Here is a 23528-nt window from a genome sequence, read left to right as displayed (position 1 = left end):
TGAAACCAAGCAATCCCCCAACTAGCGTCGGTAGAAACACGTCACTCCCTACAGTGAGGGACGAACGCGGTAGGGAATCTCTCGTTTAATATTTAAGACCTAGCCACATCCTCTCTCCAACCTTATACTCAACTAAAACAATTAATTGGAAAGATCATGAGTTTTGAACTGCACCCTCAACTGGCAAAAGACACCACCGTTATCGGTCACTTCCCACTGTGCGTGGCACTTCTGCATAAAGACAATGCCGTGCCATGGGTTATCTTGGTACCTAAACGTGCAAACCTAAAAGAGCTTCACCACTTGCCAATGCAAGAACAGCAACAGTTTTTGCTAGAATCTCAAGCGGTAAGCCAAGCACTGGAAGCAACATTCCGTCCAGACAAGTTAAACCTTGGTGCGCTAGGCAACATGGTGCCACAACTGCACATTCACCATATTGCTCGCTTCGAAGACGATGTGGCATGGCCGGGACCAGTTTGGGGTAACACCAAAGGTGAATTCCGCACAGAAGAAGAGCAGAACGAATTGCTTGGCCGTATTAAGAACGTGCTGTCACTGAGCTCTATTTTCCAAAAAGCATAAGCACTGCTAGCGAAAATAATTCGTCTTTGAATATCGCTGAAATAGACGAGAAAGATTAATACTTATTTGTAACAATCTTTCTCATTTTCCTGGGATTATCACTCAAATCAAACTTGTTTAGACTGCTAGCTCAATTAGAGAGGGTCATCATGAAACAAGTCTTCAACACATTCCGATACGTCAGCTGGATTGCCATCATCTGTTCTATGGCTGCTTCGTTCTTGCTTTTTGTTATGGGTGCAGCAAAAACCTACTCGGCATTTGCGGTCTTCATTCTTAATCAAACACCTCCAGAAACACTCGCACATTTAGATAAAGCAGACATCGCGATCGCTTATTTGATCAAGTCTCTAGATACGTTTCTTGTCGCACTGGTTTTGTTTATCTTTGCTCACGGTATCTTTACTCTGTTTATCTCCAATAAAGTTAAAGCTAAAACACAAGACCAATCCGTTTTGCATTGGATCAGAACACCAAACATTGGTCACCTAAAAAACATCTTAGCTGAAGTCATTATTGTGATTTTGTTTGTGAAGTTCTTGGAGCTCGTACTGATTAATTTCGATAGCTTAGACTGGACGATCTTAACCCTACCAATTTCAATTTTAGTTCTAAGTCTTGGATTAAAATTTTTAGAACTGGGCTCAACCAAGCACTCTGAAGATCGCTGATTGAATAGGCAAAAAAGAAAAGCCGCATCATTACTGATGCGGCTTTGTCGGTTTTACGTGAGACTTCTTGCTGCTACATGGTTACTGTTAAAGATAAACCATCTTGTTTAGTTACAGAGTAGCGAACTCGAGTCACGTCATGAGCTTTATTGGTGTCGACTAAGCGGTTAACTTTACCCTTCTTGATCCACACGCTTAACATCGCGTCGGCGCCATCTTCACTCATCCCAAACTGTTTAGCCAGATCTGACTGGGAGACGGTTCCTTTGTCTGCAATGTATTGATAAAGCTCTTTTAAAATCATGCTACTTGCGCCTCTAATGCACCGTTTTGTTTCTTACCAACTTGTTTGAACACGCGGTATGTGCCAAAGAAGATTGCCACAATCACTGCCATCCAAATACCACTAGTAATAGGGCTATCTGCAAAGTGTGTCAACTGGTTGTAGAACGTCGCACATAGGTAAGCCAAGCCCATTGTCCACACCGCAATAAAACGTGCAAAGTTATGGCCGAACTCACGTACGTATGCACCCATCGCTGCTACACATGGTGTGTAAAGAAGAATAAAGATTAGGTAAGCAAACGCTGCGTTACCAGAAGCAAATTGAGCTTTAATGTTACCAAAGATAGATGCATCTACTTCTTGCTCTTCTGCTACTGCACTTGAATCAGTAAGGTCACCGACTTCAATGCCCAGTGGATCTGAGTAGCTCAAACCAGCAAGGTTATCAGGGATACTCATTACCGCTTCTTCTAGGCTGCCCATTAGGTCAAATTCCGCTTCTTCGCCATCACTTGGTGTGGTGTATAGGCTGTTAAGCGTACCTACCACAGCTTCTTTAGCGAAGATCCCCGTGATAATACCAACAGTTGCCGGCCAGTTGTCTTCTTGAACGCCGATAGGTGCAAACACTGGTGTCACGACTTGTGCTGCTTTAGAAAGTACAGAATTTTCACTGTCTTCGTTACCAAAGCTACCATCTGTACCTAGTGAGTTAAAGAAACTTAGGATTGCCACAACGATTACGATGGTTTTACCCGCACCCAATACAAAGCGCTTCAGTTTTTGCCACGTTTTGATCACGACGTTTTGTAGTGTTGGGAGCTCGTAATCTGGCATTTCCATAACCAACGTGTCACTGCTTCCTGGGTAAAGCGTGTGCTTAAGGAAAAGACCAGTAAAAATCGCAGCCACAATACCAAGTAGGTAAAGTGCAAATACAATGTTCTGACCTGAGCCAGGGAAGAATGCAGCAGCAAATAGCGCGTATACAGGCAGACGAGCACCACATGACATAAATGGTGCCATTGATGCAGCCAGTTTACGTTCACGCTCTTGGTCTAAAGTACGAGTTGCCATGATTGATGGTACGTTACAGCCAAAACCAAGAACAAGCGGTACAAACGCTTTACCCGGTAGGCCGATCTTCTGCATCACTTTATCTAGTACGAATGCTGCACGAGCCATGTAGCCTGAGCTTTCAAGCACGGCTAGGAAAAGGTACAAACACGCGATAACTGGAATGAAAGTCGCGACTGTTTGGATACCACCACCGATACCATCAGCAAGAACAGTTACCAGCCAAACTGGCAAATGACCATCCAATAAGTGGTGACCGCCATCAACTAGCAACGCACCAACACCGATATCGAAGAAGTCGATGAACGCACTACCAATGTTGATAGAGAACATGAACATTAGGTACATCACAACGAAGAAGAATGGAATGCCCACCCACTTGTTGAGGATGAACTGGTCGAGCTTTTCAGTCACACTACGACTTAGCTTACCTTCGCTACGGCGTACTTTCTTACACTCTTCGTGAAGGTGCGTGTATTTAGTGTCGGCAACGTGCAGGTCAACATCCAGTTCAAGCTCAGTAATAGTGTTTTCAACGCTATTGCGGTCAGCATCCGACATACTGTTAAGAACAAGTGCATCTTTTTCTAGTGCACGAATCGCTAGAGCACGGTTAGAAACGGTTTGATCATTAAAAAGAGCCGAAACGTTATTGATCGCCGCTTCCATTTGCTCGCCGTAGTTCAAAGACATTTCTTTTAGTGCAACACCTTGAACCACAGATTTGTGTAGCTTCTCTTTAAACTCGGCAACTTGTGCTTTGTTTGTCGCAGATAGACTTACTACTGGGCAACCCAGTGTCTTTTCCAGTTCAGCTACATTGATGATTTGGCGCTCGCGCTTAAGCGCATCCATCTTGTTCAACACAACAATCATTGGACGGCCAAGTTCACGTAGTTGAAGTGTCATATATAGACTACGTTCAAGACTGGTTGCATCTACTACGTTGATGATCAGATCCGCTGGGTGGGTCAAAACCGCACGGGATGCGATCGACTCATCAATACTGTTGCTGTCGTTACCACTATCAAGTGAGTAAATACCAGGCAGATCAGTCAGAGCAAAATCATCACCAGCATGTTTAAACTGACCTGTTTTCTTCTCAACAGTTACACCCGCCCAGTTACCAACCTGCTGTTTAGCACCTGTCAGGCCATTAAAAAGTGTTGTTTTACCGCTGTTTGGGTTACCTACAGTAAGAATTTGATATTGCATTATGCTCGCTCCACTTCAATGTTTTGCGCAATCGCTTCTCGCAATGCAACAGAAACACCACGAACTTCAACTTGCAGAGGGTCGCCCATAGGAGCGCGTCGAATTACTTTTACTAGAGTGTTAGGAAGTAGCCCCATTACCATGAGCTTTTTTCGAACATCTGAGGATAGACCTTCAAGTAATCGAATAGTTACCGTTTCTCCGGGTTTGATCTCTGATAGCTTCATAATGGCCCTTAAGAGTATTGCTAATGATAAATATTATTATTAAGAGTATTCAATGGGGCGATTCTACTCCCCAATACCCTCCTATTCATTGTGTGAAATCAAAGATTCCACGAATCTACCCTGTTTATTAGTCGTCAAGTTCGTTAATTAAAACTCCGTCATTTTCGTCAAAATCAATAAATGAGCCCACAGAAAACAATAACAAACCGATAACAAAAGAAACCCAAAAATAAATTAAACCCTATTTATCAATGCCTTACGGTATAAAATTCAACTTGTCGCATTTCTCACATAAAGGTGTCGTTATTTTTATAAGAAAAATAAGTAAGGTCCCGTATAGTTAACCCATCGAGAGGCAACAGCCACTCAAAAGAATTCCAGAGGTGGCATGGCAACATGTCACTCCGGCAGCAAGCGAAGGTGTCATTGACACCCGTGGTATAGTCCCCCCGGCTATACCACGATATTTTTTTCTTCTCTTTCTTTATTGTTTCTTAAGTAACCTCCACTAACCTCTTAAATCTCTACTACTAGTCAATAGTCGTTGTTACCCTTATTACCTATCGCTCTTACATACCACCCCATTGATTTTGAACTAGTTAACTAAAGCCCTGTGTCTAGTTTTTAGGCGACATCTCGTATCTCGTATCTCGTATCTCGTATCTCGTATCTCGTATCTCGTATCTCGTAGAAATTAAAGCGGATATCCAACAAACCAACATTTAGTTTGCTTTGTTCTATCAGCAGCTCGCACGGCAAGCGTAAAAAAGCCCAGCACTAAGGCTGGGCTAAGTCATATCGAATTAAGAGCTATAGGCTTGTTTGGCTCTCTTGAGTCGTTGCGAACTTGGACGGTGGCAGTCCAAAATGCAGTCTAAACTTCTGACTAAAATAAGAAGGGTCATTAAAGCCACAATTAAACGCGACCTCGCTAATTTTCTCGCCAGCTAGGAGCTGCTCGCATGCTGTTTCTAAGCGAACTTCGGTAAGATAATCTTTAAAAGTACGAGATGACGCTGATTTAAAACGTCGTTGTAAGCTTCTTTCTGACATAAACAACAATTTTGCAGCTGAGGCAGTACCAAACTCAGCGTCGGAGAAATTGTCACTCACTAGCTGATAAACTTTGTTGAGCCACTCTTGTTCTGGTGACATCTTAACTGGCTCTTGCCTAGTCGGCTCTAACACGTCATCGAAGCTATTCATCATTACATGCTCGAGTTGTTCATCCGTGAAATGAACTTTCGGCCACGTAATGTCGAACTTATTCTGCGTATCAGAGCTTATAATCGATAACTTCCCTCCACTAGCTTCAACCAACGTTGATAACTGCTCAATACTCAGATCCACTTGGTTCATTGATATTGGCTTACCAAACGTCAGTTTAGAAGGGAGTTGATTACCAAAATCCAACATGGTTAAAGTGATATGCTGCTCATCTTCCCCGATTGAAACCCTAACGGACTGACCTCGATAAGAACGTTTAATAATATTGGCGAAAACTGTATTAAAGATCACATCAAGATTAAAGCTTTCCAGTACAACTCTGCTGTGGCTTTCAACATCCTGAAATTCTAGTTCTAAGCCTGCTTTTTTAAAGTCTTCTCGCCACACGTCAATCACTGAACTGGTAATTTGATTCAAATCGTAACTCTGAGCACTCCCAGTGTTCTCTACCGGTACTACTTTTAATTCATTAAGCTGCCAATATGCTTTCTTCAAATGATCTTGCGTCGATTCATCGCAATCATCAGGAACAAACTTAGCAAAGACGTCGATACTTGTTTTTATGGAACTTGCAACGTGATCAACAAGCAGGTTTCTCACTTGAATTTGCTTACGTAGTTGCTGATTACTAGAAAGTAATACCCGACTTTGATGACGAAGCTGGTTAGTTTTTAATGTTACCTGCGCCGCCAACTCTTTATTATGTTGAAGGACATAACGTGACCGCCAGTAACCTACAGCGCCAAACACGAACAGCAGCGTCATTACAAAACTAAAAATAGCAAATGACGTACGATACCAAGGTTCTAATACCGTAAATTGAAACTCAGCCCCCACCTGACCGCGTATAACTTGCTCACCGCTGCTAACTTGAAGTGTGTAGTGACCAGAACTCAGATGCTCTAAGTTCAATTGTCTGCCTTCTAGCACTTGCCACTCATCATAGGTATTGAGTCTAAAGTGAAGTACTTGGGTATTCGGTTTTGGCATCACACCGAATAAAAAGCTCACCGAAGACCCATACGGAATGTAAGTGTCATTAAGCTCCCCACCGCCAACTTGAATCACGCCACTTTCCGAGGACACCCGGCTAATAATGACTTTGGATTCAGGAGATTTAGACACAAGCAGGGTTGTGGAGTCAGCCTTAACCAGACCGTATTTTGAGCCAAACACTAATGTTTTATGGTTACTCTCAGGATGAGAAATCTGATTACAAACCCCTGAGGTAAATTCATTGTTGATCAACCCTGAAGCTGAAGAGTAGTGTTTGACTAATTCACCAGATAACCGGTAATAACTTAAACCTACGGATGATGAAAGCCAGACACCTTCAGAGTCAGCCAACATGCAGGCCGGACGAGCATTATCAATCCGCAACGCCATGGATACTTGTTCATTACTACGTAGCTGAGTTTTGAATACGCCATACGCCGAAGCAAACCAATATGCCCCATCGGTTGATTCGACAATATCTAGCACCTCTCCATAACTTGCCGAAAAGTGATTAAATCGTATTTTTTCGCCATCATACTGATAATAACCATGGTCAGTACCAATAATCAGTTCAGAGCTAGAAGCAAATAATCGGGTTATTTTCGCAGGAAGATATTTTGCAACGAGCCAATCACCGCCTAAGTTACGTAGCAACTGCTTAATAGGGTCGATGTAGAAAAGGCTTTTTCCACGAGCAAGCCATATTTTTCCTTCATCTGTATTAATAATGTGCTCTATTGGCGCTCCCGCTAATGCCCTCAGATATGGAAGCTCAACCCATTGTTGTGTAGATAAGTCATAAACTTGAAGGCCATCATTGGTAGCAATCCAAATCTGCTTCTCTCTTATAGCAAACTGTGTGATCTCATTTTGAGCTTGAATGATGAGTTTGGTACGATCATTACTGCGCAGATACACATTCCGACCACTTGATAACCACAGCTGATCCTTTGGCCCTGTGTAGGTTTGCGTAATTTTGTTGAGATCTGCAATTCGATGTCCACCATCGAAAGTCATTCGCTCAAATTTTTTGCTAAACATCGAGTAATATCGAATACCACGATTTGTCGCAACCCACATACCGCCCATGTTGTCATTAAGCAATGAGTAGATTTTACTTTGACTCAAATCGAGCTCTTGGAAACTGGCAGCGGTTACCTTAGAAGTCTCACCGGATAAGAACGAATGAACGAAGAGCCCATGCTCTGTACCTATCCAATACTCTTGATTCGTTTCTGCTATTGCCAATACATGCGAATCGCCAATTCTTACAATAGGTTGTTCTGCATTTTCTAGACTGAACACTAACGCCCCTTTTAGGGAACCAATGACGATCTCACGCCTTGAGGCTGAATAATAAACTTTTTCAATGAAGTGCTTTTTAGAAGAGACAACATGATTAAATCGCTTGCCTTCAGATAAGTACGCCCCTGAGTTCGTTGCTAATACCCAGCGCGTTTTTACGAAAATAGCGTCATTGATGTAAACATGACTGTTGTTGCTATGTTGATACAACTGAAGCAATGAGTACGCCTCGAGCTTATTTTGAGCAACATGGTAAGTGTAAAACTGCGAGCCATCACTAACCCAGATATAGTCACCTGATGCACCAATTTTTCTAATTTGTGCACCTGGATTCAAACTAAAGATTAGCTTTCGTTCTTGATTTGGCTTAGTTCTATAGACTTCGTTATTGAAAAAAGTCCAAAACGCTCCATCAATATAAGCAACTTGATCTACAGAAAAATCTAGCAAACTACCTGACTTGGGCTGAAGGTTACTGCCATCATAAAAAAGCACTCGGCCATGCACGTCATGAATCCACAAGCCGCCCTGCTCTCCAGAGAAAAGGTGTTGGGCAGCAATGAACGTACCCTTTATCTGAGTCGGTAATGGGTAGAAGATTGCACTGGCACTATCAAGCGCAAGTACTGGAAAGGAAAGCAAAATACCCAACCATAGCTGGGTGATAGTACGGAGCAAGTCGAAACCCTTAATAACATAATATTGCGCTTCATATGCCTTTCAACAATCCATGGTCAGGCTTAAAAGTATCGTTATTTCGAAGCGCTAATTATGCTAATAATATATCAATTCCCGTGCGATAAAAGTTTCGACTCACGATTGCTGTCAAATCTTACTGCTGGATCACGTTAAAAACAGATTCAATGCCGACAAGTACAACACAATTGTTACTTTTCGCTCAAACATTGAGCAAAACTGTTTGAAATTCCTTTCAAGAATACAAAGTAACTGCCTGATTTAACATCAACACTGCTACCCAATGGGTCAAGAACGCCAGCATTAACATCGCTGCCACGCATCACACTTTCAACCACAGCAGGGGTGAATTGTGGTTCTGAGAACACACAAGCAACATCACCTGTACCCAACGTTTTACGAATATGAATCAATGTTTTTGCTCCCGGTTTACGATCTGGAGAAACCGTAAAGTGCCCGAGTTGATTTAGGTTGTAACGTGATTCAAAATAGCCGTAAGCATCGTGGAAAACAAAATAACCTTTGTCTTGCACTGGTGTCAGTTGTTGCTTAATCTCCGCATCCGTAGCTTTTAACTCCGCTTCAAACTTCTTCAAGTTTGCTGCGTAAGTGTCTGCATTCGTAGGATCGATTTCTGCAAGTTTGTGAGCGATAGCGTTGGCAACTTGTTTTACGGTTTCAACACCCAACCAGAAATGTGGATCGTGTGTGCCGTGATCGTGACCATCATGGTGATCATGCTCACCACTAAATGCACGTAACGACAGGCCCGGAATTTCGCTAACAGTTAGCGTGTTACCTTTATCCGTCACCACTTTCTCTAGGAAAGGTTCGAGATCATGGCCGTACCAAATGACAAGGTCGGCGGAAGCTACTTTCTTCACATCTGATGGACGAAGCGCATAGTCATGAGGTGACGCATTTGATTGCAGCAAAACATCTGGCGATGTAACGCCTTCCGTCAGCTCGGTTGTGATCATTTGAATTGGCTTAATACTGGTTAACACCGTTACTGCATGAACAGGCACTGTCAATAATGTAGAAACGGCAAGAATGATGGCTCTTTTCATAGTTTTTCTTGGGGTATGGCGTGGAAAGTGAGATAATGTTACATTATAACATTATTGAATTGCAAATGAGTTTCATTCATGTCTTCACTAGTCCGTCTTGAGCAGTTATGCGTCGAATTTGACGAACGCAGAGTTCTCGATAATATCACTATGGAATTAGAAAAGGGCAAGATCACCACCCTAATTGGTCCCAATGGAGCGGGGAAATCGACGTTAGTTAAAGTCATTTTAGGTCTCCAAAAGCCAACTAGTGGCAAGCTAATTAGACAACGTAAACTGAAAATTGGCTACGTACCTCAAAAGCTGAAACTCAATGACTCGTTACCACTGACTGTCATCCGCTTCTTAAACTTAGCAGGAAAATACAGTAAGCAAGAATGCCTCGATGCATTAAAGCTTGTCGGTGCTGAACACCTCATCGCAAGCAACATGCACCGTCTTTCTGGTGGTGAGAATCAACGTGTACTGCTTGCCCGTGCGCTCCTACAGCGCCCAGAGTTATTAGTGCTGGATGAGCCGGCTCAAGGTGTCGACGTACAAGGTCAAATCGACTTATATGATCTGATAGAGAGCATTCGCCATCGCTTTGATTGTGGTGTATTTATGGTTTCGCACGACCTGCATTTAGTCATGGCAAAAACTGATGATGTAATTTGCTTACATCACCATGTGTGCTGTTCAGGTTCACCAGCCACCATTACTCAACACCCTTCTTATATTGCGTTATTTGGTAACGCCGCTCGTGAGTCTTTAGCATTTTACCATCACGACCATGAACACCATCATCACGACTTGGCTGGAGCACCAGTGACTGGTGACGCGACATCTTGTTCAAACCATTCTCACGGACACCATCATCATGATTGAGTTTTTATTGCCTTCAATTCTGGCCGGTATTGGTATCGCAATCATCGCAGGCCCACTTGGCTCATTCGTGGTATGGCGCAAAATGGCTTACTTCGGTGATACGCTTGCACATGCATCTTTGATGGGGTTGGCACTTGGCTTCCTACTAGATATAAATCTATACCTTGCACTGCTTGTTTGCTGTCTCGCTTTAGCAGTACTGCTAGTGACACTTCAAAAGCAACAGCTTGTCGCAACAGATACTTTGCTGGGCATCTTAGCGCACAGTGCTCTATCTATCGGTTTAGTATCGGTGAGTTTCTTAGACAACGTTCGTGTCGACCTAATGAGCTACTTGTTTGGTGACCTATTGGCGGTATCACCTCAAGATCTGATGTTCATCTATGCTGGTGTTGTCGCAGTCAGCGCTTGTTTGTATCTGTTTTGGCGCCCATTGCTATCCAGCACTGTGAGCGAAGAGCTTGCTGCTGTTGAAGGAGTGAACACCGATTTAGTGCGTCTAGTACTGATGCTTATGGTAGGTGTGGTGATTGCAGTCGGAATGAAATTTGTTGGTGCATTGATCATGACGTCGCTATTGATCATCCCAGCCGCAACTGCGCGTAAAGTTTCTTCTTCGCCAGAACAAATGGCACTGTTTGCTTCGATTATCGGTTCGATTGCTGTGCTGATGGGTCTGAGCCTGTCTTGGCATTTCGATACTCCAGCTGGCCCTTCCGTTGTGATTAGCGCGACGACCCTGTTTATGCTTAGCCAACTGATTAGGCGCAAAGCATAATCGCACTGAGTGTTAGAAAAAACCATGCTTGAGACGCAAATCAAGATGGACCAGAAAAAGAAAAGCCTGCGAAATCGCAGGCTTTTTAATACTTATAACGTGGTTTGGTTGATTACCAACCTGTCACTTCGCGTAGACCTTTACCAATCTCAGCTAGAGATTTCACAGTCTTAACGCCAGCCGCTTCTAGTGCTGCGAATTTGTCTTCTGCAGTACCTTTACCACCAGAGATGATAGCACCTGCGTGACCCATACGCTTACCAGGAGGAGCAGTAACACCCGCAATGTAAGAAACCACTGGCTTCGTTACGTTTTCTTTGATGTAAGCCGCAGCTTCCTCTTCCGCAGTACCACCGATTTCGCCAATCATTACGATTGCTTCTGTTTCAGGGTCTTCTTGGAAAAGCTTCAGGATGTCAATGAAGTTTGAACCTGGAATTGGGTCGCCACCGATACCAACACACGTTGACTGGCCAAAGCCTTCGTCAGTCGTTTGCTTAACCGCTTCGTACGTTAGTGTACCTGAGCGAGAAACGATGCCCACTTTACCTTTCTTGTGGATGTGACCAGGCATGATGCCGATCTTACACTCATCAGGCGTGATAACACCCGGACAGTTAGGACCGATCATGCGAACGCCAGTTTCTTCTAGCTTCACTTTTACGTCGATCATATCTGTTGTTGGGATGCCTTCAGTGATCGTTACGATAAGCTCGATACCTGCGTCGATCGCTTCTAGGATTGCATCTTTACAGAATGGTGCTGGAACGTAGATAACTGTTGCTGTTGCGCCAGTCACTTCTACTGCTTCACGTACCGTGTTGAATACAGGAAGGCCAAGGTGAGTTTGACCACCTTTACCTGGAGATACACCACCAACCATTTGTGTACCGTAAGCAATTGCCTGCTCTGAGTGGAAAGTACCTTGACCACCAGTGAAGCCCTGACAGATTACTTTAGTGTCTTTGTTAATTAGTACAGACATTATTTAGCCTCCGCAGCAGCAACAACTTTCTGAGCAGCATCTGTTAGCGACTCAGCAGCAATGATATCAACATCAGAATTAGCAAGAACTTCGCGACCTAGGTCTGCGTTAGTACCTTCTAGACGAACAACAACAGGTACAGTTACACCAACTTCTTTCACTGCACCGATGATGCCTTCTGCGATCATGTCACAACGTACGATACCGCCGAAGATGTTTACTAGAACGGCTTTCACGTTGTCATCAGATAGGATGATCTTGAATGCTTCTGCTACACGCTCTTTTGTCGCGCCGCCACCTACATCTAGGAAGTTAGCAGGCTTACCACCGTGTAGGTTCACGATGTCCATTGTACCCATCGCTAGACCCGCACCGTTAACCATACAACCAACGTTGCCATCGAGTGCTACGTAGTTCAGTTCCCACTGAGCTGCGTGTGCTTCACGCTCGTCTTCTTGTGAAGGATCGTGCATTTCACGAAGCTTAGGCTGACGGTATAGCGCGTTTGAGTCGATGTTGATCTTACCATCAAGACACAGCAGGTTGCCTTCGCCAGTAATAACCAGTGGGTTGATCTCTAGTAGCGCTAGGTCGTACTGAGAGAACATAGTGCCAAGACCCATGAAGATCTTAACGAATTGTTTGATTTGGTCACCTTCAAGACCAAGTTTGAATGCTAGCTCGCGACCTTGGTAAGCCTGAGGGCCCACCAGTGGATCGATTGCTGCTTTGTGGATTAGCTCCGGCGTTTCTTCCGCAACTTTTTCGATTTCCACACCACCTTCAGTCGAAGCCATGAAAACGATCTTACGAGTCGCACGGTCTACAACCGCACCAAGGTAAAGTTCGTTAGCGATGTTAGACGCTTCTTCTACAAGGATTTTAGTAACAGGCTGACCATTTGCGTCTGTTTGGTAAGTCACCAAGTTCTTACCTAGCCATTTTTGTGCGAATTCTTTTACGCCATCTTTTGTATCGTGTAGCTCAACACCGCCCGCTTTACCGCGGCCACCAGCGTGAACCTGACATTTTACAACTTTCTTTTCAGTAGTGATGCGACCCGCTGCTTCGAAAGCTTCTTGTGGCGTATCACATGCGTAGCCTTCCGGTACAGGCAAACCGAATTCTGCAAACAGCTGTTTGGCTTGGTATTCATGCAAATTCATTTTGATATTCCGTTTGTTTATCCCTCAAGGGATTTATTATTTCCATAACACCACTTCATGCGGTGCGTCTGTAGGGTCTTCTCAAATCAACTGCTTATGTATTTATCGGGCGCAGTTCAAGTGAAGGCCAGACGCTGAGCCAGTCTAGCCTTGGATATCGTGGACGTCGAGCTATCAAGGACAACTCGACGTTTTAGCGATATTAAACGTCTAATAACAGACGTGCTGGATCTTCTAGTAGCTCTTTAATGGTTACTAGGAAACCCACAGATTCACGACCATCAATCAAACGGTGATCGTAAGATAGTGCTAGATACATCATTGGCAAGATTTCTACTTTGCCGTCAACCGCCATTGGACGCTCTTGGATTTTGTGCATGCCCAAGATTGCCGATTGTGGTGGGTTGATGATTGGCGTAGACATCAATGAACCAAATACACCGCCATTGGTGATAGTGAAGTTACCGCCCATCAACTCATCAACCGTTAGCTTGCCGTCACGGCCTTTGATCGCTAGCTCTTTGATGCCTTTCTCGATATCAGCAAAACCTAGTGTGTCACAGTCTTTTAGAACTGGAGTCACTAGACCACGTGGCGTAGAAACCGCCATGCTGATGTCGAAGTAGTTGTGGTAAACGATATCATCACCATCGATAGAGGCATTCACTTCTGGGTAACGTTTTAGTGCTTCAGTTACTGCTTTCACGTAGAAAGACATGAAGCCAAGACGAGTGCCGTGACGCTCTTCGAACTGGTCTTTGTATTGCTTACGAAGGTCCATGATTGGCTTCATGTTCACTTCGTTAAACGTGGTTAGCATTGCCGTGTTGTTCTTCGCTTCTAGAAGACGGTTTGCTACTGTCTTGCGCAGACGCGTCATTGGTACACGTTTTTGGCTACGAGCTGCTGCAGGCGCTTCAACGGCTGCTGGAGCTTCTGCTTTCGGTGCCGCTTTTGCGTTTGCAAGGTGTGCTTCAATGTCTTCGCGAGTAATACGGCCGCCAACACCAGAGCCTTTCACTTGGCTAGCTTCAAGACCGTGTTCAGCAAGAAGACGACGAACTGCTGGGCTTAGCGCATCGTTGCTCTCTTCTGTTAGCGTTGCTTTATGACGCTTATCAGGAGACGCTTCTTTGTCTTCTGTTGAATCTGTTGTTGGTTCGCCTGCTACTGCACCTGGCTTAAGCTTAGCGATCAACTGCTTAGAAAGTACTGTTGCACCTTCTTCTTCAATAATGGCTTCTAATACGCCCGCTTCCGGAGCAGGTACTTCAAGCACAACTTTATCGGTTTCGATGTCAACCAGAACTTCATCACGCTCTACTGCGTCGCCTGGTTGTTTGTGCCATGTCGCTACGGTTGCGTCAGCAACTGATTCAGGTAAATCTGGAACCAGAATTTCAATTGTCATATCTGTTTCTTCCTTTAACTTCTAGTTCTTAATTCGAAGTTTTTGAGTTCACGTTCAGAGCGTCTTCAACCAACGCTTTTTGTTGTTTCAAGTGCACCGACATGTAGCCTACTGCTGGCGAAGCAGAAGCTGGGCGACCTGCGTATTTAAGATCTGCGCCTGCTGGGATAGCAGCACGGAAGTTGTGTTGGCTACAGTACCAAGCACCCTGGTTTTGAGGCTCTTCCTGACACCATACGAAATCTTCAACATTCGTGTATTGTGCAATAGCGGCTTGAACCTCATCCATCGGGAATGGATAAAGCTGCTCGATACGCACAATAGCCACATCATCTTGTTCGTTGTTGCGACGCTGTTCTAGCAAGTCGAAGTAAACCTTACCCGAACAGAACACAACACGCTTCACTTTGCTTGGCTCCAGATTATCAGTTTCTGGAATTGCTGGTTGGAATGTGCCATCAGACAACTCTTCCAACGTTGAAGTACAAAGTGGATGACGCAGTAGCGACTTAGGTGACATAACAATCAGTGGGCGACGCATAGGACGCACCACCTGACGACGGATCATGTGGTAAACCTGAGCTGGTGTAGATGGCACTACAACCTGCATGTTTTGTTCTGCACATAATTGTAGGTAACGCTCTAGACGCGCTGATGAGTGCTCTGGACCTTGACCTTCATAACCGTGTGGCAACAGCATGGTTAGGCCACACAGACGAGCCCACTTTTGCTCACCTGACGAGATGAACTGGTCAATCACCACTTGTGCACCGTTTGCGAAGTCACCGAACTGTGCTTCCCAAATGGTCAAGCCGCTTGGCTCTGCTGTAGCGTAACCATATTCAAACGCCAATACCGCTTCTTCTGACAACACTGAGTCAAAGACTTGGAATGGACCTTGTTTGTCATGAATATTCGCCAGCGGGATATAGGTGCTAGCATCGTTCTGGTTATGTAGAACTGAGTGGCGGTGGAAGAAAGTACCACGTCCAGAGTCCTGGCCTGAGATACGAATACGCTTGCCATCATCAACCAGCGTTGCGTATGCCAGTGTTTCAGCCATACCCCAGTCAATCGCCTTTTCACCGCTGATCATTGCAGAACGATCATTGTAAAGCTTGTTTACACGGCTTTGCAGCTTATGGCTATCTGGGTATTGAATCAGACGTTGACCTAGCTCTTTCAAGCGAGTCGCATCAAACTTGTTGTCCCACTCCACATCCCAGTCGTGACCAAGGTATGGTGACCAGTCTACTGAATGAAGTGCCATTGGACGCCACTCTTTTACCACAACCTCACCTTTATCAAGTGCGTCACGGTACTCATTAACTAGCTGGGTCGCCACCTCGATGTCTGATTCGTTTTTGTCGATCAGAACATCAGCGTACAGCTTACGAGGCGTTGGATGTTTTTTGATTTTTTGGTACATCAACGGCTGAGTCGCATTCGGCTCATCCGCTTCGTTGTGACCGTGACGACGGTAACAAACCAAATCAATCACAACATCACGTTTGAACTCGTTACGGTAATCCAGTGCAATGCGTGTTACGAAAGCAACCGCTTCTGGATCGTCTGCATTAACGTGGAAAATTGGTGCCTGAACCATCTTCGCGATATCAGTACAGTACATAGTCGAACGTGTATCACGAGGGTTCGACGTAGTGAAGCCAACTTGGTTGTTAACAACAATACGGACCGTACCGCCAACGCAGAAACCACGTGCAAGAGACATGTTGAACGTCTCTGCTACCACACCCTGACCTGCGATTGCAGAGTCACCGTGGATAGTAATAGGCAGTACGCGGCTTCCATCAAAGTCACCTAAGCGATCTTGACGAGCACGAACCGAACCAATAACTACTGGGTTTACAATCTCAAGGTGAGATGGGTTGAAGGCTAGCGCGAGGTGAACATCACCACCCGGTGTTGCAAAGTCTGCAGAGAAACCTTGGTGGTACTTAACGTCACCCGTACCCCATGTTTCATCATGCTTACCCGCAAACTCATCAAACAAATCTTGCGGCTTCTTACCAAGAACGTTAACAAGCATGTTCAAACGTCCACGGTGAGCCATACCGATAACCACTTCACGCATGCCACTTGTACCAGCATGACGGATCAGCTCTTTTGTCATCGGAATCAGTGCATCACCACCTTCTAGAGAGAAACGCTTCGCACCTGGGAACTTAGCACCCAAGTAACGCTCAAGCCCTTCAGCAGCCGTTAGCTCCTCAAGGAATGTACGTTTTTCGTCTTTATCGAAAGATGGCTGACCAACGACAGATTCAAGACGTTGTTGGATCCAACGCTTTTGCTCTGTGTCTGTCATGTGCATGTATTCTGCACCGATAGAACCACAGTAGGTTTTCTTCAGTGCTGAGTAGATGTCTTTCAACTGCATCGTTTCTTGGCCAATGGCAAAAGAACCTACGTTGAAAGTTTCTGCGAAGTCATCTTCGGTGAGATTGTGGAATGCAGGGTCTAGCTCCGCCACAGGTGGGCGTTGCCATAAACCTAGAGGATCAAGTTCAGCAGCTTCATGACCGCGGAAGCGGTATGCGTTGATAAGCTGGAGAACTTTTACTTGCTTAGCGTCGACATCTGGATCACTAACCTGGACACTGTAATGCTTTGTTTCTTGAGCGAGTCGTCGGAAGTAGTCGCGGACACGCGAGTGCGGCTGATCAGCCACTTCTTCTGAGTTCTTAGGCAACTCATCGAATACACGTTTCCACTCCTCACTTACCAGATCGGGGTCACTTAGATACAGTTCGTAGAGGTCCTCTACATACGTTGCATTGGCGCCAGCCAAGTGTGAAGACTCGAGCCATGCCTTCATCACGCCGTTGTGCATATTTTCCCTTAACCAGTAGTTTTCACGTTTGCTTCGGTCTGCGCCGAGCTATTAAGAGCCGCTCCAAGTGGAGCGGCAATTTTTGTTGTTAATTAAATCGAACGATTCACTAGCATCGACTTGATGTGACCGATGGCTTTCGTAGGATTTAGCCCCTTAGGACAAACACTTACACAATTCATGATGCCATGGCAACGAAAAACGCTAAATGCATCATCAAGATCGGACAAACGTTCATCAGTTGCTGTATCTCGGCTATCAATTAGCCAGCGATAAGCCGCTAAAAGACCAGCAGGGCCGATAAATTTATCTGGGTTCCACCAGAATGATGGACAAGACGTTGTACAACATGCACACATGATACATTCGTACAATCCATCTAAATGGGCACGCTCATCTGGCGACTGTAAGTTTTCACGAGATGGTGGTAGAGCACCATCATCAATCAAGAAAGGCTTAACTTTCGCATAGTTATCGTAGAACTGTGTCATGTCAACGATAAGATCGCGTACTACTGGTAGACCAGGTAATGGACGGATGACAATCTGGTCGCCTTGAAGTGCTGAAAGTGGCGTAATACACGCAAGGCCATTCTTACCGTTCATGTTTAGGCCATCAGAGCCACATACACCTTCACGGCATGAACGACGAAACGCAATGCTAGGATCTTGCTCTTTTAATAGAATCAAGGCATCCAGAAGCATCATGTCTGATCCTTCTTCCACTTCAAGCGTGTAGTCTTTCATGTACGGCTTTTGGTCGACATCAGGATTGTAGCGGTACAAAGAGAAATTCAGTTTCATAATATTACCCTCCTTTCCTTAGTACGTACGTGCTTTTGGTGGAAATGCTTCACGATGGATAGGCTCCATGTTTACACCACGTTTCGTCATTGCTTCCGTTTCTGGGTTGTAGATAGAGTGGCATAGCCACTGCTCATCATCACGGTCTGGGAAGTCAAAACGAGCATGCGCACCACGGCTTTCTGTGCGGTAGTTAGCCGCAACCGCCGTCGCATAAGCAGTTTCCATCAAGTTTTCTAGTTCAAGACACTCAATACGTTGTGTGTTGAACTCAGTCGACTTATCAGCAAGGTGAGCGTTTTTCAGACGTTCACGGATAGCTTTCAGCTCTACTAGACCTTTTGCCATTGCATCACCTTCACGGAATACCGAGAAGTTGTTTTGCATACACTGTTGTAGGTCTTTACGAATTTGCGCTGGGTCTTCACCGTCAGTACTATTTTCCCAACGGTTGTAACGCTCTAGTGAACGTTCAATATCAGCTTCTGTAGCAGGTTTCGCGTCAGCTTGTTTAAGCAGTGTTTCACCCAGATGAAGGCCCGTCGCACGACCAAATACCACCAAGTCAAGTAGTGAGTTACCACCTAGACGGTTTGCACCGTGTACCGATACAGAAGCAATCTCACCACAAGCAAATAGACCTTGAACTTCAACGTCACCGCCATTCTCATCCTGACGAATCGCTTGGCCTGATACTTGAGTAGGAATACCACCCATCATATAGTGACAAGTAGGAATTACAGGGATTGGCTCTTTGACCGGATCAACGTGAGCAAATGTACGAGACAGTTCACAAACGCCAGGTAGACGTGACTCAAGTGTTTCTTTACCCAGGTGGTCCAGTTTCAGTTTAATGTGTGGACCCCAAGGGCCATCACAGCCACGACCTTCACGGATTTCAATCATCATTGAACGTGCAACCACGTCACGACCAGCAAGGTCTTTCGCGTTAGGTGCATAACGTTCCATGAAGCGCTCGCCGTCTTTATTAAGAAGGTAACCACCCTCGCCACGACAACCTTCGGTTACAAGCACACCTGCGCCAGCGATACCCGTTGGGTGGAACTGCCACATTTCCATATCTTGCATCGGAACACCCGCACGAAGTGCCATACCAACACCATCACCAGTATTGATGTGCGCGTTAGTTGTTGATGCGTAAATACGGCCTGCACCACCAGTTGCTAAGATAGTTGCTTTCGATTTGAAGTAGCACACTTCACCCGTTTCCATGCATAGCGCAGTACAGCCTAGAACAACACCATCTTCATTTTTAACGATATCAAGAGCATACCACTCAGAGAATACCGTTGTTTTGTGCTTGATGTTCTGTTGGTAAAGCGTGTGCAGAAGTGCGTGACCAGTACGGTCAGCCGCTGCCGCTGTACGTGCCGCTTGCTCACCGCCAAAGTTCTTTGACTGACCACCAAACGGGCGTTGGTAAATAGTGCCGTTATCAAAACGAGAGAAAGGAAGACCCATTTTCTCTAGCTCGATAACAGATTCAGGACCGTTCTTACACATGTACTCGATTGCGTCTTGGTCACCGATATAGTCAGAACCTTTAACCGTATCGTACATGTGCTGTTCCCAATGGTCTTCGTGCGCGTTACCTAGCGCAACCGTAATACCACCTTGAGCAGAAACAGTGTGTGAACGAGTTGGGAATACTTTAGATAGCAAAGCACAAGAAAGACCTTGCTCTGAAATTTGTAGTGCAGCGCGCATACCTGCACCACCAGCGCCGATTACTACGGCATCAAACTCACGAACTGGAATAGACACTTACGCACCCCACAGAATAAATAGACCAGAGAAGACATAGCCGAATAGCACGGCAATAACACCAAGTTGAAGTGCACCACGAAGTTTCGCGCACTTAATGTAATCGGTTAATACTTGCCACAAACCAATCCACGCGTGAATCAGTACTGAAACAAGTGCCAACATGGTGAAGACTTTAGTGAATGTTCCACCAAAGAATTGGGTCCAAGATGCATAAGAGATATCTGTGAAGGCACAAAAGCTAACCAGATAAATCGTGTATAAAGTCATAATGATCGCTGATGCACGAATCAATAAGAAATCGTGGACACCATTACGACCAAATGAAGAAACGTGTTTTACCATACCAAGATCCCCGCCAATAGTGATAACACTGCAGTAGCACCAAACGCGACTTTCGCGCTCATCGCGCCGGATTCGAGTTCTTCAAAGTGGCCTAGGTCCATCAGTAGGTGACGAACACCACCAGCAATGTGGTAGGCAAGTGCAGTTAGAATGCCCCACAGAATGAATTTCACGAAGAAGCTATCGACAATGTCAGCGGCTTCCATAAAACCCATAGGGGATGACAGAGAAATGGACAGTAACCAAAGCAATATGCCCACCGCAACAAACGTAATCACTCCCGACACTCGGTGTAGGATTGACGCGATTGCTGTGATGGGAAAGCGGATGGTCTGTAAATCTAAATTAACAGGTCTTGACTTTCTTTCTTTCACGGGCTTGCTCACTCAGCTCCATTGAGCATTTATTGTTATAACTAATTTCAGCTTCCAAATGTGCAAAAGTTAACATTTGATTAACAAATACTCGCAATATACCTAGAGATAATTGTAAACACTTTGTTAACAACCGGAGTCCACAAACAAACCTCACTTTTGTTTCCAGCCCCGAATTTATAAGGATTTAACTAAAATTTTCTGTGCTAATATACGACCAGCAACATTCTAATACAATTGATGTAACAAATTATGCTACATAGAACAGATTTTTAACGATTTTCATGAGAAAAATCATAACAAGTGCACACAAAAATGGAGAAAAATTGACTTTAAGCTTTAACAACAGTACAAAAATGGCACATAAACATCCTGGACGGATTAAATAATAAACAAAGGAGATTGTTATGGCGGATAAGAAAGCTACCCTTCATGTTGAAGGTCATGCGCCGATCGAACTGCCAATTATGGACGGTACGCTAGGTACACCTGTAATTGATGTTCGTAAACTGGGAGCCAATGGTTACTTTACTTTTGACCCAGGTTTTCTTGCCACTGCATCTTGTGAATCATCAATCACATACATCGATGGCGGCAAAGGTATTCTTTTGCACCGCGGTTACCCGATTGATCAATTAGCCAATAACGCAGATTACTTGGAAGTATGTTACATCCTGCTTTATGGCGAAGCCCCTACCCGTGAGCAATACGAGCAATTTAAAACAACTGTTACTCGCCATACTATGGTCCACGAGCAAATCGCAAGCTTCTTCCATGGCTTCCGTCGCGACGCTCACCCAATGGCAGTAATGTGTGGCGTAGTTGGTGCACTAGCGGCCTTCTACCACGATTCACTAGATATCAACAACGACGAGCACCGCGAAATTGCGGCTTACCGTCTGCTATCGAAAATGCCAACATTGGCGGCGATGTGTTACAAGTACTCAATCGGCCAGCCGTTTATTTACCCTCGTAACGACCTAAACTACGCAGAAAACTTCTTACACATGATGTACGCAAACCCATGTGAAGAATACGAAGTAAACCCTGTTGTTGCGCGTGCGATGGATAAAATCTTCACACTTCACGCAGATCACGAGCAAAACGCTTCAACGTCGACGGTTCGTCTATCTGGTTCTTCTGGCGCGAACCCGTTTGCGTGTATTGCCGCAGGTATTGCTTCTCTATGGGGTCCTGCACACGGTGGTGCAAACGAAGCGTGTCTGAAGATGCTTGAAGAGATTGGCAGCGTAGATAACATTCCTGAGTATGTAGAGCGTGCGAAAGACAAAGATGACCCATTCCGTCTGATGGGCTTCGGTCACCGCGTTTACAAGAACTACGACCCACGTGCAACAGTAATGCGTGAAACATGTCACGAAGTTCTAAAAGAGCTGAACATCAAAGATCCACTACTAGATGTAGCAATGGAACTTGAGCGTATTGCACTTTCTGACGAATACTTCGTGTCTAAGAAGCTTTACCCGAACGTAGACTTCTACTCAGGCATCATCTTAAAAGCGATCGGTATTCCTGTATCGATGTTTACGGTAATCTTCGCGATTTCTCGTACTATCGGTTGGATCGCTCACTGGAACGAAATGCACAGCGACCCACTAAACCGAATCGGTCGTCCTCGTCAGCTATACACTGGTGAAACTCAACGTGAGTTCTCACCATTGCACGAGCGTGAGTAACGGTTAGAATCGAATAAAAATAAGGGTTGGCGTGAAAGCGTCAACCCTTTCTTTATTTAAGGAACTCAGGAGCGAGCTGAAGCCCTATGGGTGCGGGATAGCGCTCGTGCGGGGTCCGAGTACTTCGTCATCCTCAAGAGCGAGGGACGAGCGAGTTGGGGATCTGTTCTTCCCTTCAGATCCCGAAGTACAACAGTCTCTCATAGCAAAGGACAAAGCCCTTCCCTTTTATACTGGGTTATCAATATCGATAAACGTGACGTCTAAGCCATGCTCCTGCGCTAACCACTCACCCAACGCTTTAATGCCGTAACGTTCGGTAGCATGGTGGCCAGCTGAGAAATAATGAATGTCTAACTCACGAGCCGTGTAAGTGGTGCGCTCCGAGATCTCACCCGAAATAAATGCATCTAATCCATGCTGAGCAGCAAGCTCAATGAAATCCTGACCACCGCCAGTACACCAGCCGACTGTCTCAATCATTTTGTCTGCATTGCCAGGGGCAATATGCAAAGGTTCACGGTTTAGTACTTGATTGATTTTGTTCGCGAAGTCGGCACCTGTCATTGCCTGTTTCAAACGACCAAACATCGCTACCGATTGAGGATGCCCTTCTAAGCCGCCTTCCACTTCAATGTCTAGCAAGCGTGCAAGTTCTGCGTTGTTACCTAGTTCAGGATGAATGTCTAACGGTAAGTGGTAGCCATATAGGTTGATATCATTTTTGATCAAGCTACGGATACGCTTTCCTTTCATACCACGAATTGGCTCTGGCTCGCCTTTCCAAAAGTAGCCGTGGTGAACAAGCAGTGCATCAGCATCTAACTCGATGGCTTTATCGATCAGCGCTTGTGAAGCAGTGACACCTGTCACGATGCGTTTGATTTCTAATTTGCCTTCTACTTGCATACCATTAGGTGCATAGTCTTTAATCAGTTGCGGCGACAGTTTCTCGTTAAGGAGCTTTTCCAGCTGTAAATTATTCATTTTTACTTCCAATACTTGTGGCTTGAGCAAAGTGTATCTCGAACCGCAATCGAGATGCCAGTTGTGGCATCCCCAAGTCAAATAAATTTAGATACAATAAAGACGCTTTGCCCGTGACAACA

General features: G+C 45.0%; 19 protein-coding genes. 5 read left to right on the top strand and 14 right to left on the bottom strand.

From position 1 onward, the window contains the following. Window positions 1-156: 156 nt before the first annotated feature. Entirely contained in the window at window positions 157-585 is a 429-nt protein-coding gene (locus KIV41_RS16575) for an HIT domain-containing protein (RefSeq protein ID WP_010446859.1), read from the top strand. Window positions 586-734: 149 nt separating this feature from the next. Further along, window positions 735-1256 carry a YqhA family protein gene (locus KIV41_RS16570; protein WP_088881179.1) on the top strand — a complete coding sequence of 174 codons (522 nt, stop codon included), beginning with the start codon at window positions 735-737 and terminating at the stop codon, window positions 1254-1256. A 73-nt stretch (window positions 1257-1329) separates the two neighbouring features. Here the strand turns inward: KIV41_RS16570 and KIV41_RS16565 are convergent, their stop codons facing one another. The 5 genes from KIV41_RS16565 to znuA all read right to left on the bottom strand — a co-directional run bounded on the left by KIV41_RS16565 (window position 1330) and on the right by znuA (window position 9354). Then, window positions 1330-1560, bottom strand: coding sequence for a FeoC-like transcriptional regulator (locus tag KIV41_RS16565; protein ID WP_010446855.1), 231 nt, complete (start codon window positions 1558-1560; stop codon window positions 1330-1332). After that, the gene (gene feoB / locus KIV41_RS16560; RefSeq protein ID WP_045392943.1) at window positions 1557-3833 is read right to left on the bottom strand and encodes a Fe(2+) transporter permease subunit FeoB; all 2277 of its coding nucleotides are present in this window, start codon (window positions 3831-3833) and stop codon (window positions 1557-1559) included. The genes KIV41_RS16565 and feoB overlap by 4 nt, the downstream gene beginning before the upstream one ends. After that, the gene (locus KIV41_RS16555; protein ID WP_010446851.1) at window positions 3833-4060 is read right to left on the bottom strand and encodes a FeoA family protein; all 228 of its coding nucleotides are present in this window, start codon (window positions 4058-4060) and stop codon (window positions 3833-3835) included. Before KIV41_RS16555 ends, feoB begins: the two co-directional genes overlap by 1 nt. Before the next feature lie 810 nt (window positions 4061-4870). Next, a complete protein-coding gene (locus KIV41_RS16550; RefSeq protein WP_045392946.1) occupies window positions 4871-8266 on the bottom strand; it encodes an AraC family transcriptional regulator in 3396 nt (1131 codons plus the stop codon). Window positions 8267-8475: 209 nt separating this feature from the next. Beyond that, the gene (gene znuA / locus KIV41_RS16545; protein ID WP_045392950.1) at window positions 8476-9354 is read right to left on the bottom strand and encodes a zinc ABC transporter substrate-binding protein ZnuA; all 879 of its coding nucleotides are present in this window, start codon (window positions 9352-9354) and stop codon (window positions 8476-8478) included. Window positions 9355-9432: 78 nt separating this feature from the next. Here znuA and znuC point away from each other — a divergent pair, with 78 nt between their 5' ends. Together znuC and znuB are read left to right on the top strand one after the other, a co-directional pair. Further along, complete coding sequence (gene znuC, locus KIV41_RS16540) at window positions 9433-10221, top strand: zinc ABC transporter ATP-binding protein ZnuC (RefSeq protein WP_045392953.1); 789 nt, start codon at window positions 9433-9435, stop codon at window positions 10219-10221. After that, window positions 10214-10999 carry a zinc ABC transporter permease subunit ZnuB gene (znuB, locus tag KIV41_RS16535; protein WP_010446842.1) on the top strand — a complete coding sequence of 262 codons (786 nt, stop codon included), beginning with the start codon at window positions 10214-10216 and terminating at the stop codon, window positions 10997-10999. Before znuC ends, znuB begins: the two co-directional genes overlap by 8 nt. Window positions 11000-11111: 112 nt before the next feature. Here the strand turns inward: znuB and sucD are convergent, their stop codons facing one another. The 8 genes from sucD to sdhC all read right to left on the bottom strand — a co-directional run bounded on the left by sucD (window position 11112) and on the right by sdhC (window position 20734). Continuing rightward, window positions 11112-11984 (bottom strand): succinate--CoA ligase subunit alpha, encoded by an 873-nt coding sequence (sucD, locus tag KIV41_RS16530; RefSeq protein WP_005436989.1) that lies wholly within the window; start codon window positions 11982-11984, stop codon window positions 11112-11114. Further along, window positions 11984-13150: an ADP-forming succinate--CoA ligase subunit beta gene (gene sucC / locus KIV41_RS16525; protein ID WP_005426700.1), complete on the bottom strand. Its 1167-nt coding sequence runs from the start codon at window positions 13148-13150 to the stop codon at window positions 11984-11986. Before sucC ends, sucD begins: the two co-directional genes overlap by 1 nt. A gap of 202 nt (window positions 13151-13352) precedes the next feature. Next, window positions 13353-14561 carry a 2-oxoglutarate dehydrogenase complex dihydrolipoyllysine-residue succinyltransferase gene (odhB, locus tag KIV41_RS16520; RefSeq protein WP_010446837.1) on the bottom strand — a complete coding sequence of 403 codons (1209 nt, stop codon included), beginning with the start codon at window positions 14559-14561 and terminating at the stop codon, window positions 13353-13355. Between the two features lie 28 nt (window positions 14562-14589). Then, a complete protein-coding gene (sucA, locus tag KIV41_RS16515; RefSeq protein WP_010446836.1) occupies window positions 14590-17415 on the bottom strand; it encodes a 2-oxoglutarate dehydrogenase E1 component in 2826 nt (941 codons plus the stop codon). Between the two features lie 92 nt (window positions 17416-17507). Continuing rightward, window positions 17508-18218, bottom strand: a complete 711-nt coding sequence (locus KIV41_RS16510; RefSeq protein ID WP_038885285.1) for a succinate dehydrogenase iron-sulfur subunit — start codon at window positions 18216-18218, stop codon at window positions 17508-17510. Between the two features lie 18 nt (window positions 18219-18236). Beyond that, window positions 18237-20003: a succinate dehydrogenase flavoprotein subunit gene (gene sdhA, locus KIV41_RS16505; RefSeq protein WP_010446832.1), complete on the bottom strand. Its 1767-nt coding sequence runs from the start codon at window positions 20001-20003 to the stop codon at window positions 18237-18239. Continuing rightward, a complete protein-coding gene (gene sdhD, locus KIV41_RS16500; RefSeq protein WP_010446829.1) occupies window positions 20004-20348 on the bottom strand; it encodes a succinate dehydrogenase, hydrophobic membrane anchor protein in 345 nt (114 codons plus the stop codon). It abuts the gene before it with no gap. Continuing rightward, entirely contained in the window at window positions 20342-20734 is a 393-nt protein-coding gene (sdhC, locus tag KIV41_RS16495; protein WP_005426687.1) for a succinate dehydrogenase cytochrome b556 subunit, read from the bottom strand. Before sdhC ends, sdhD begins: the two co-directional genes overlap by 7 nt. A gap of 395 nt (window positions 20735-21129) precedes the next feature. Between sdhC and KIV41_RS16490 the strand changes: the two genes are divergently transcribed. After that, window positions 21130-22419, top strand: coding sequence for a citrate synthase (locus tag KIV41_RS16490; protein ID WP_010446823.1), 1290 nt, complete (start codon window positions 21130-21132; stop codon window positions 22417-22419). 228 nt (window positions 22420-22647) lie between these two features. On the opposite strand, the gene KIV41_RS16485 is transcribed toward KIV41_RS16490, so the two are convergent. After that, window positions 22648-23406: a Nif3-like dinuclear metal center hexameric protein gene (locus tag KIV41_RS16485; protein WP_285337031.1), complete on the bottom strand. Its 759-nt coding sequence runs from the start codon at window positions 23404-23406 to the stop codon at window positions 22648-22650. Window positions 23407-23528 lie beyond the last annotated feature (122 nt).

It is taken from the genome of Vibrio sp. D401a (assembly GCF_030248515.1).
In the GTDB taxonomy this organism is placed as follows: Bacteria; Pseudomonadota; Gammaproteobacteria; order Enterobacterales; family Vibrionaceae; genus Vibrio; species Vibrio rotiferianus.
Note: the sequence above shows the minus strand (reverse complement) of the source record. Positions and strands in the feature narration are given on the sequence as shown.

Coding starts and splice junctions, on each gene's coding strand:
- KIV41_RS16575 (WP_010446859.1), top strand. CDS start 157: ATGAGTTTTGAACTGCACCCTCAACTGGCAAAAGACACCACCGTTATC.
- KIV41_RS16570 (WP_088881179.1), top strand. CDS start 735: ATGAAACAAGTCTTCAACACATTCCGATACGTCAGCTGGATTGCCATC.
- KIV41_RS16565 (WP_010446855.1), bottom strand. CDS start 1,560: ATGATTTTAAAAGAGCTTTATCAATACATTGCAGACAAAGGAACCGTC.
- feoB (WP_045392943.1), bottom strand. CDS start 3,833: ATGCAATATCAAATTCTTACTGTAGGTAACCCAAACAGCGGTAAAACA.
- KIV41_RS16555 (WP_010446851.1), bottom strand. CDS start 4,060: ATGAAGCTATCAGAGATCAAACCCGGAGAAACGGTAACTATTCGATTA.
- znuA (WP_045392950.1), bottom strand. CDS start 9,354: ATGAAAAGAGCCATCATTCTTGCCGTTTCTACATTATTGACAGTGCCT.
- znuC (WP_045392953.1), top strand. CDS start 9,433: ATGTCTTCACTAGTCCGTCTTGAGCAGTTATGCGTCGAATTTGACGAA.
- znuB (WP_010446842.1), top strand. CDS start 10,214: ATGATTGAGTTTTTATTGCCTTCAATTCTGGCCGGTATTGGTATCGCA.
- sucD (WP_005436989.1), bottom strand. CDS start 11,984: ATGTCTGTACTAATTAACAAAGACACTAAAGTAATCTGTCAGGGCTTC.
- sucC (WP_005426700.1), bottom strand. CDS start 13,150: ATGAATTTGCATGAATACCAAGCCAAACAGCTGTTTGCAGAATTCGGT.
- odhB (WP_010446837.1), bottom strand. CDS start 14,561: ATGACAATTGAAATTCTGGTTCCAGATTTACCTGAATCAGTTGCTGAC.
- sucA (WP_010446836.1), bottom strand. CDS start 17,415: ATGCACAACGGCGTGATGAAGGCATGGCTCGAGTCTTCACACTTGGCT.
- KIV41_RS16510 (WP_038885285.1), bottom strand. CDS start 18,218: ATGAAACTGAATTTCTCTTTGTACCGCTACAATCCTGATGTCGACCAA.
- sdhD (WP_010446829.1), bottom strand. CDS start 20,348: ATGGTAAAACACGTTTCTTCATTTGGTCGTAATGGTGTCCACGATTTC.
- KIV41_RS16490 (WP_010446823.1), top strand. CDS start 21,130: ATGGCGGATAAGAAAGCTACCCTTCATGTTGAAGGTCATGCGCCGATC.
- KIV41_RS16485 (WP_285337031.1), bottom strand. CDS start 23,406: ATGAATAATTTACAGCTGGAAAAGCTCCTTAACGAGAAACTGTCGCCG.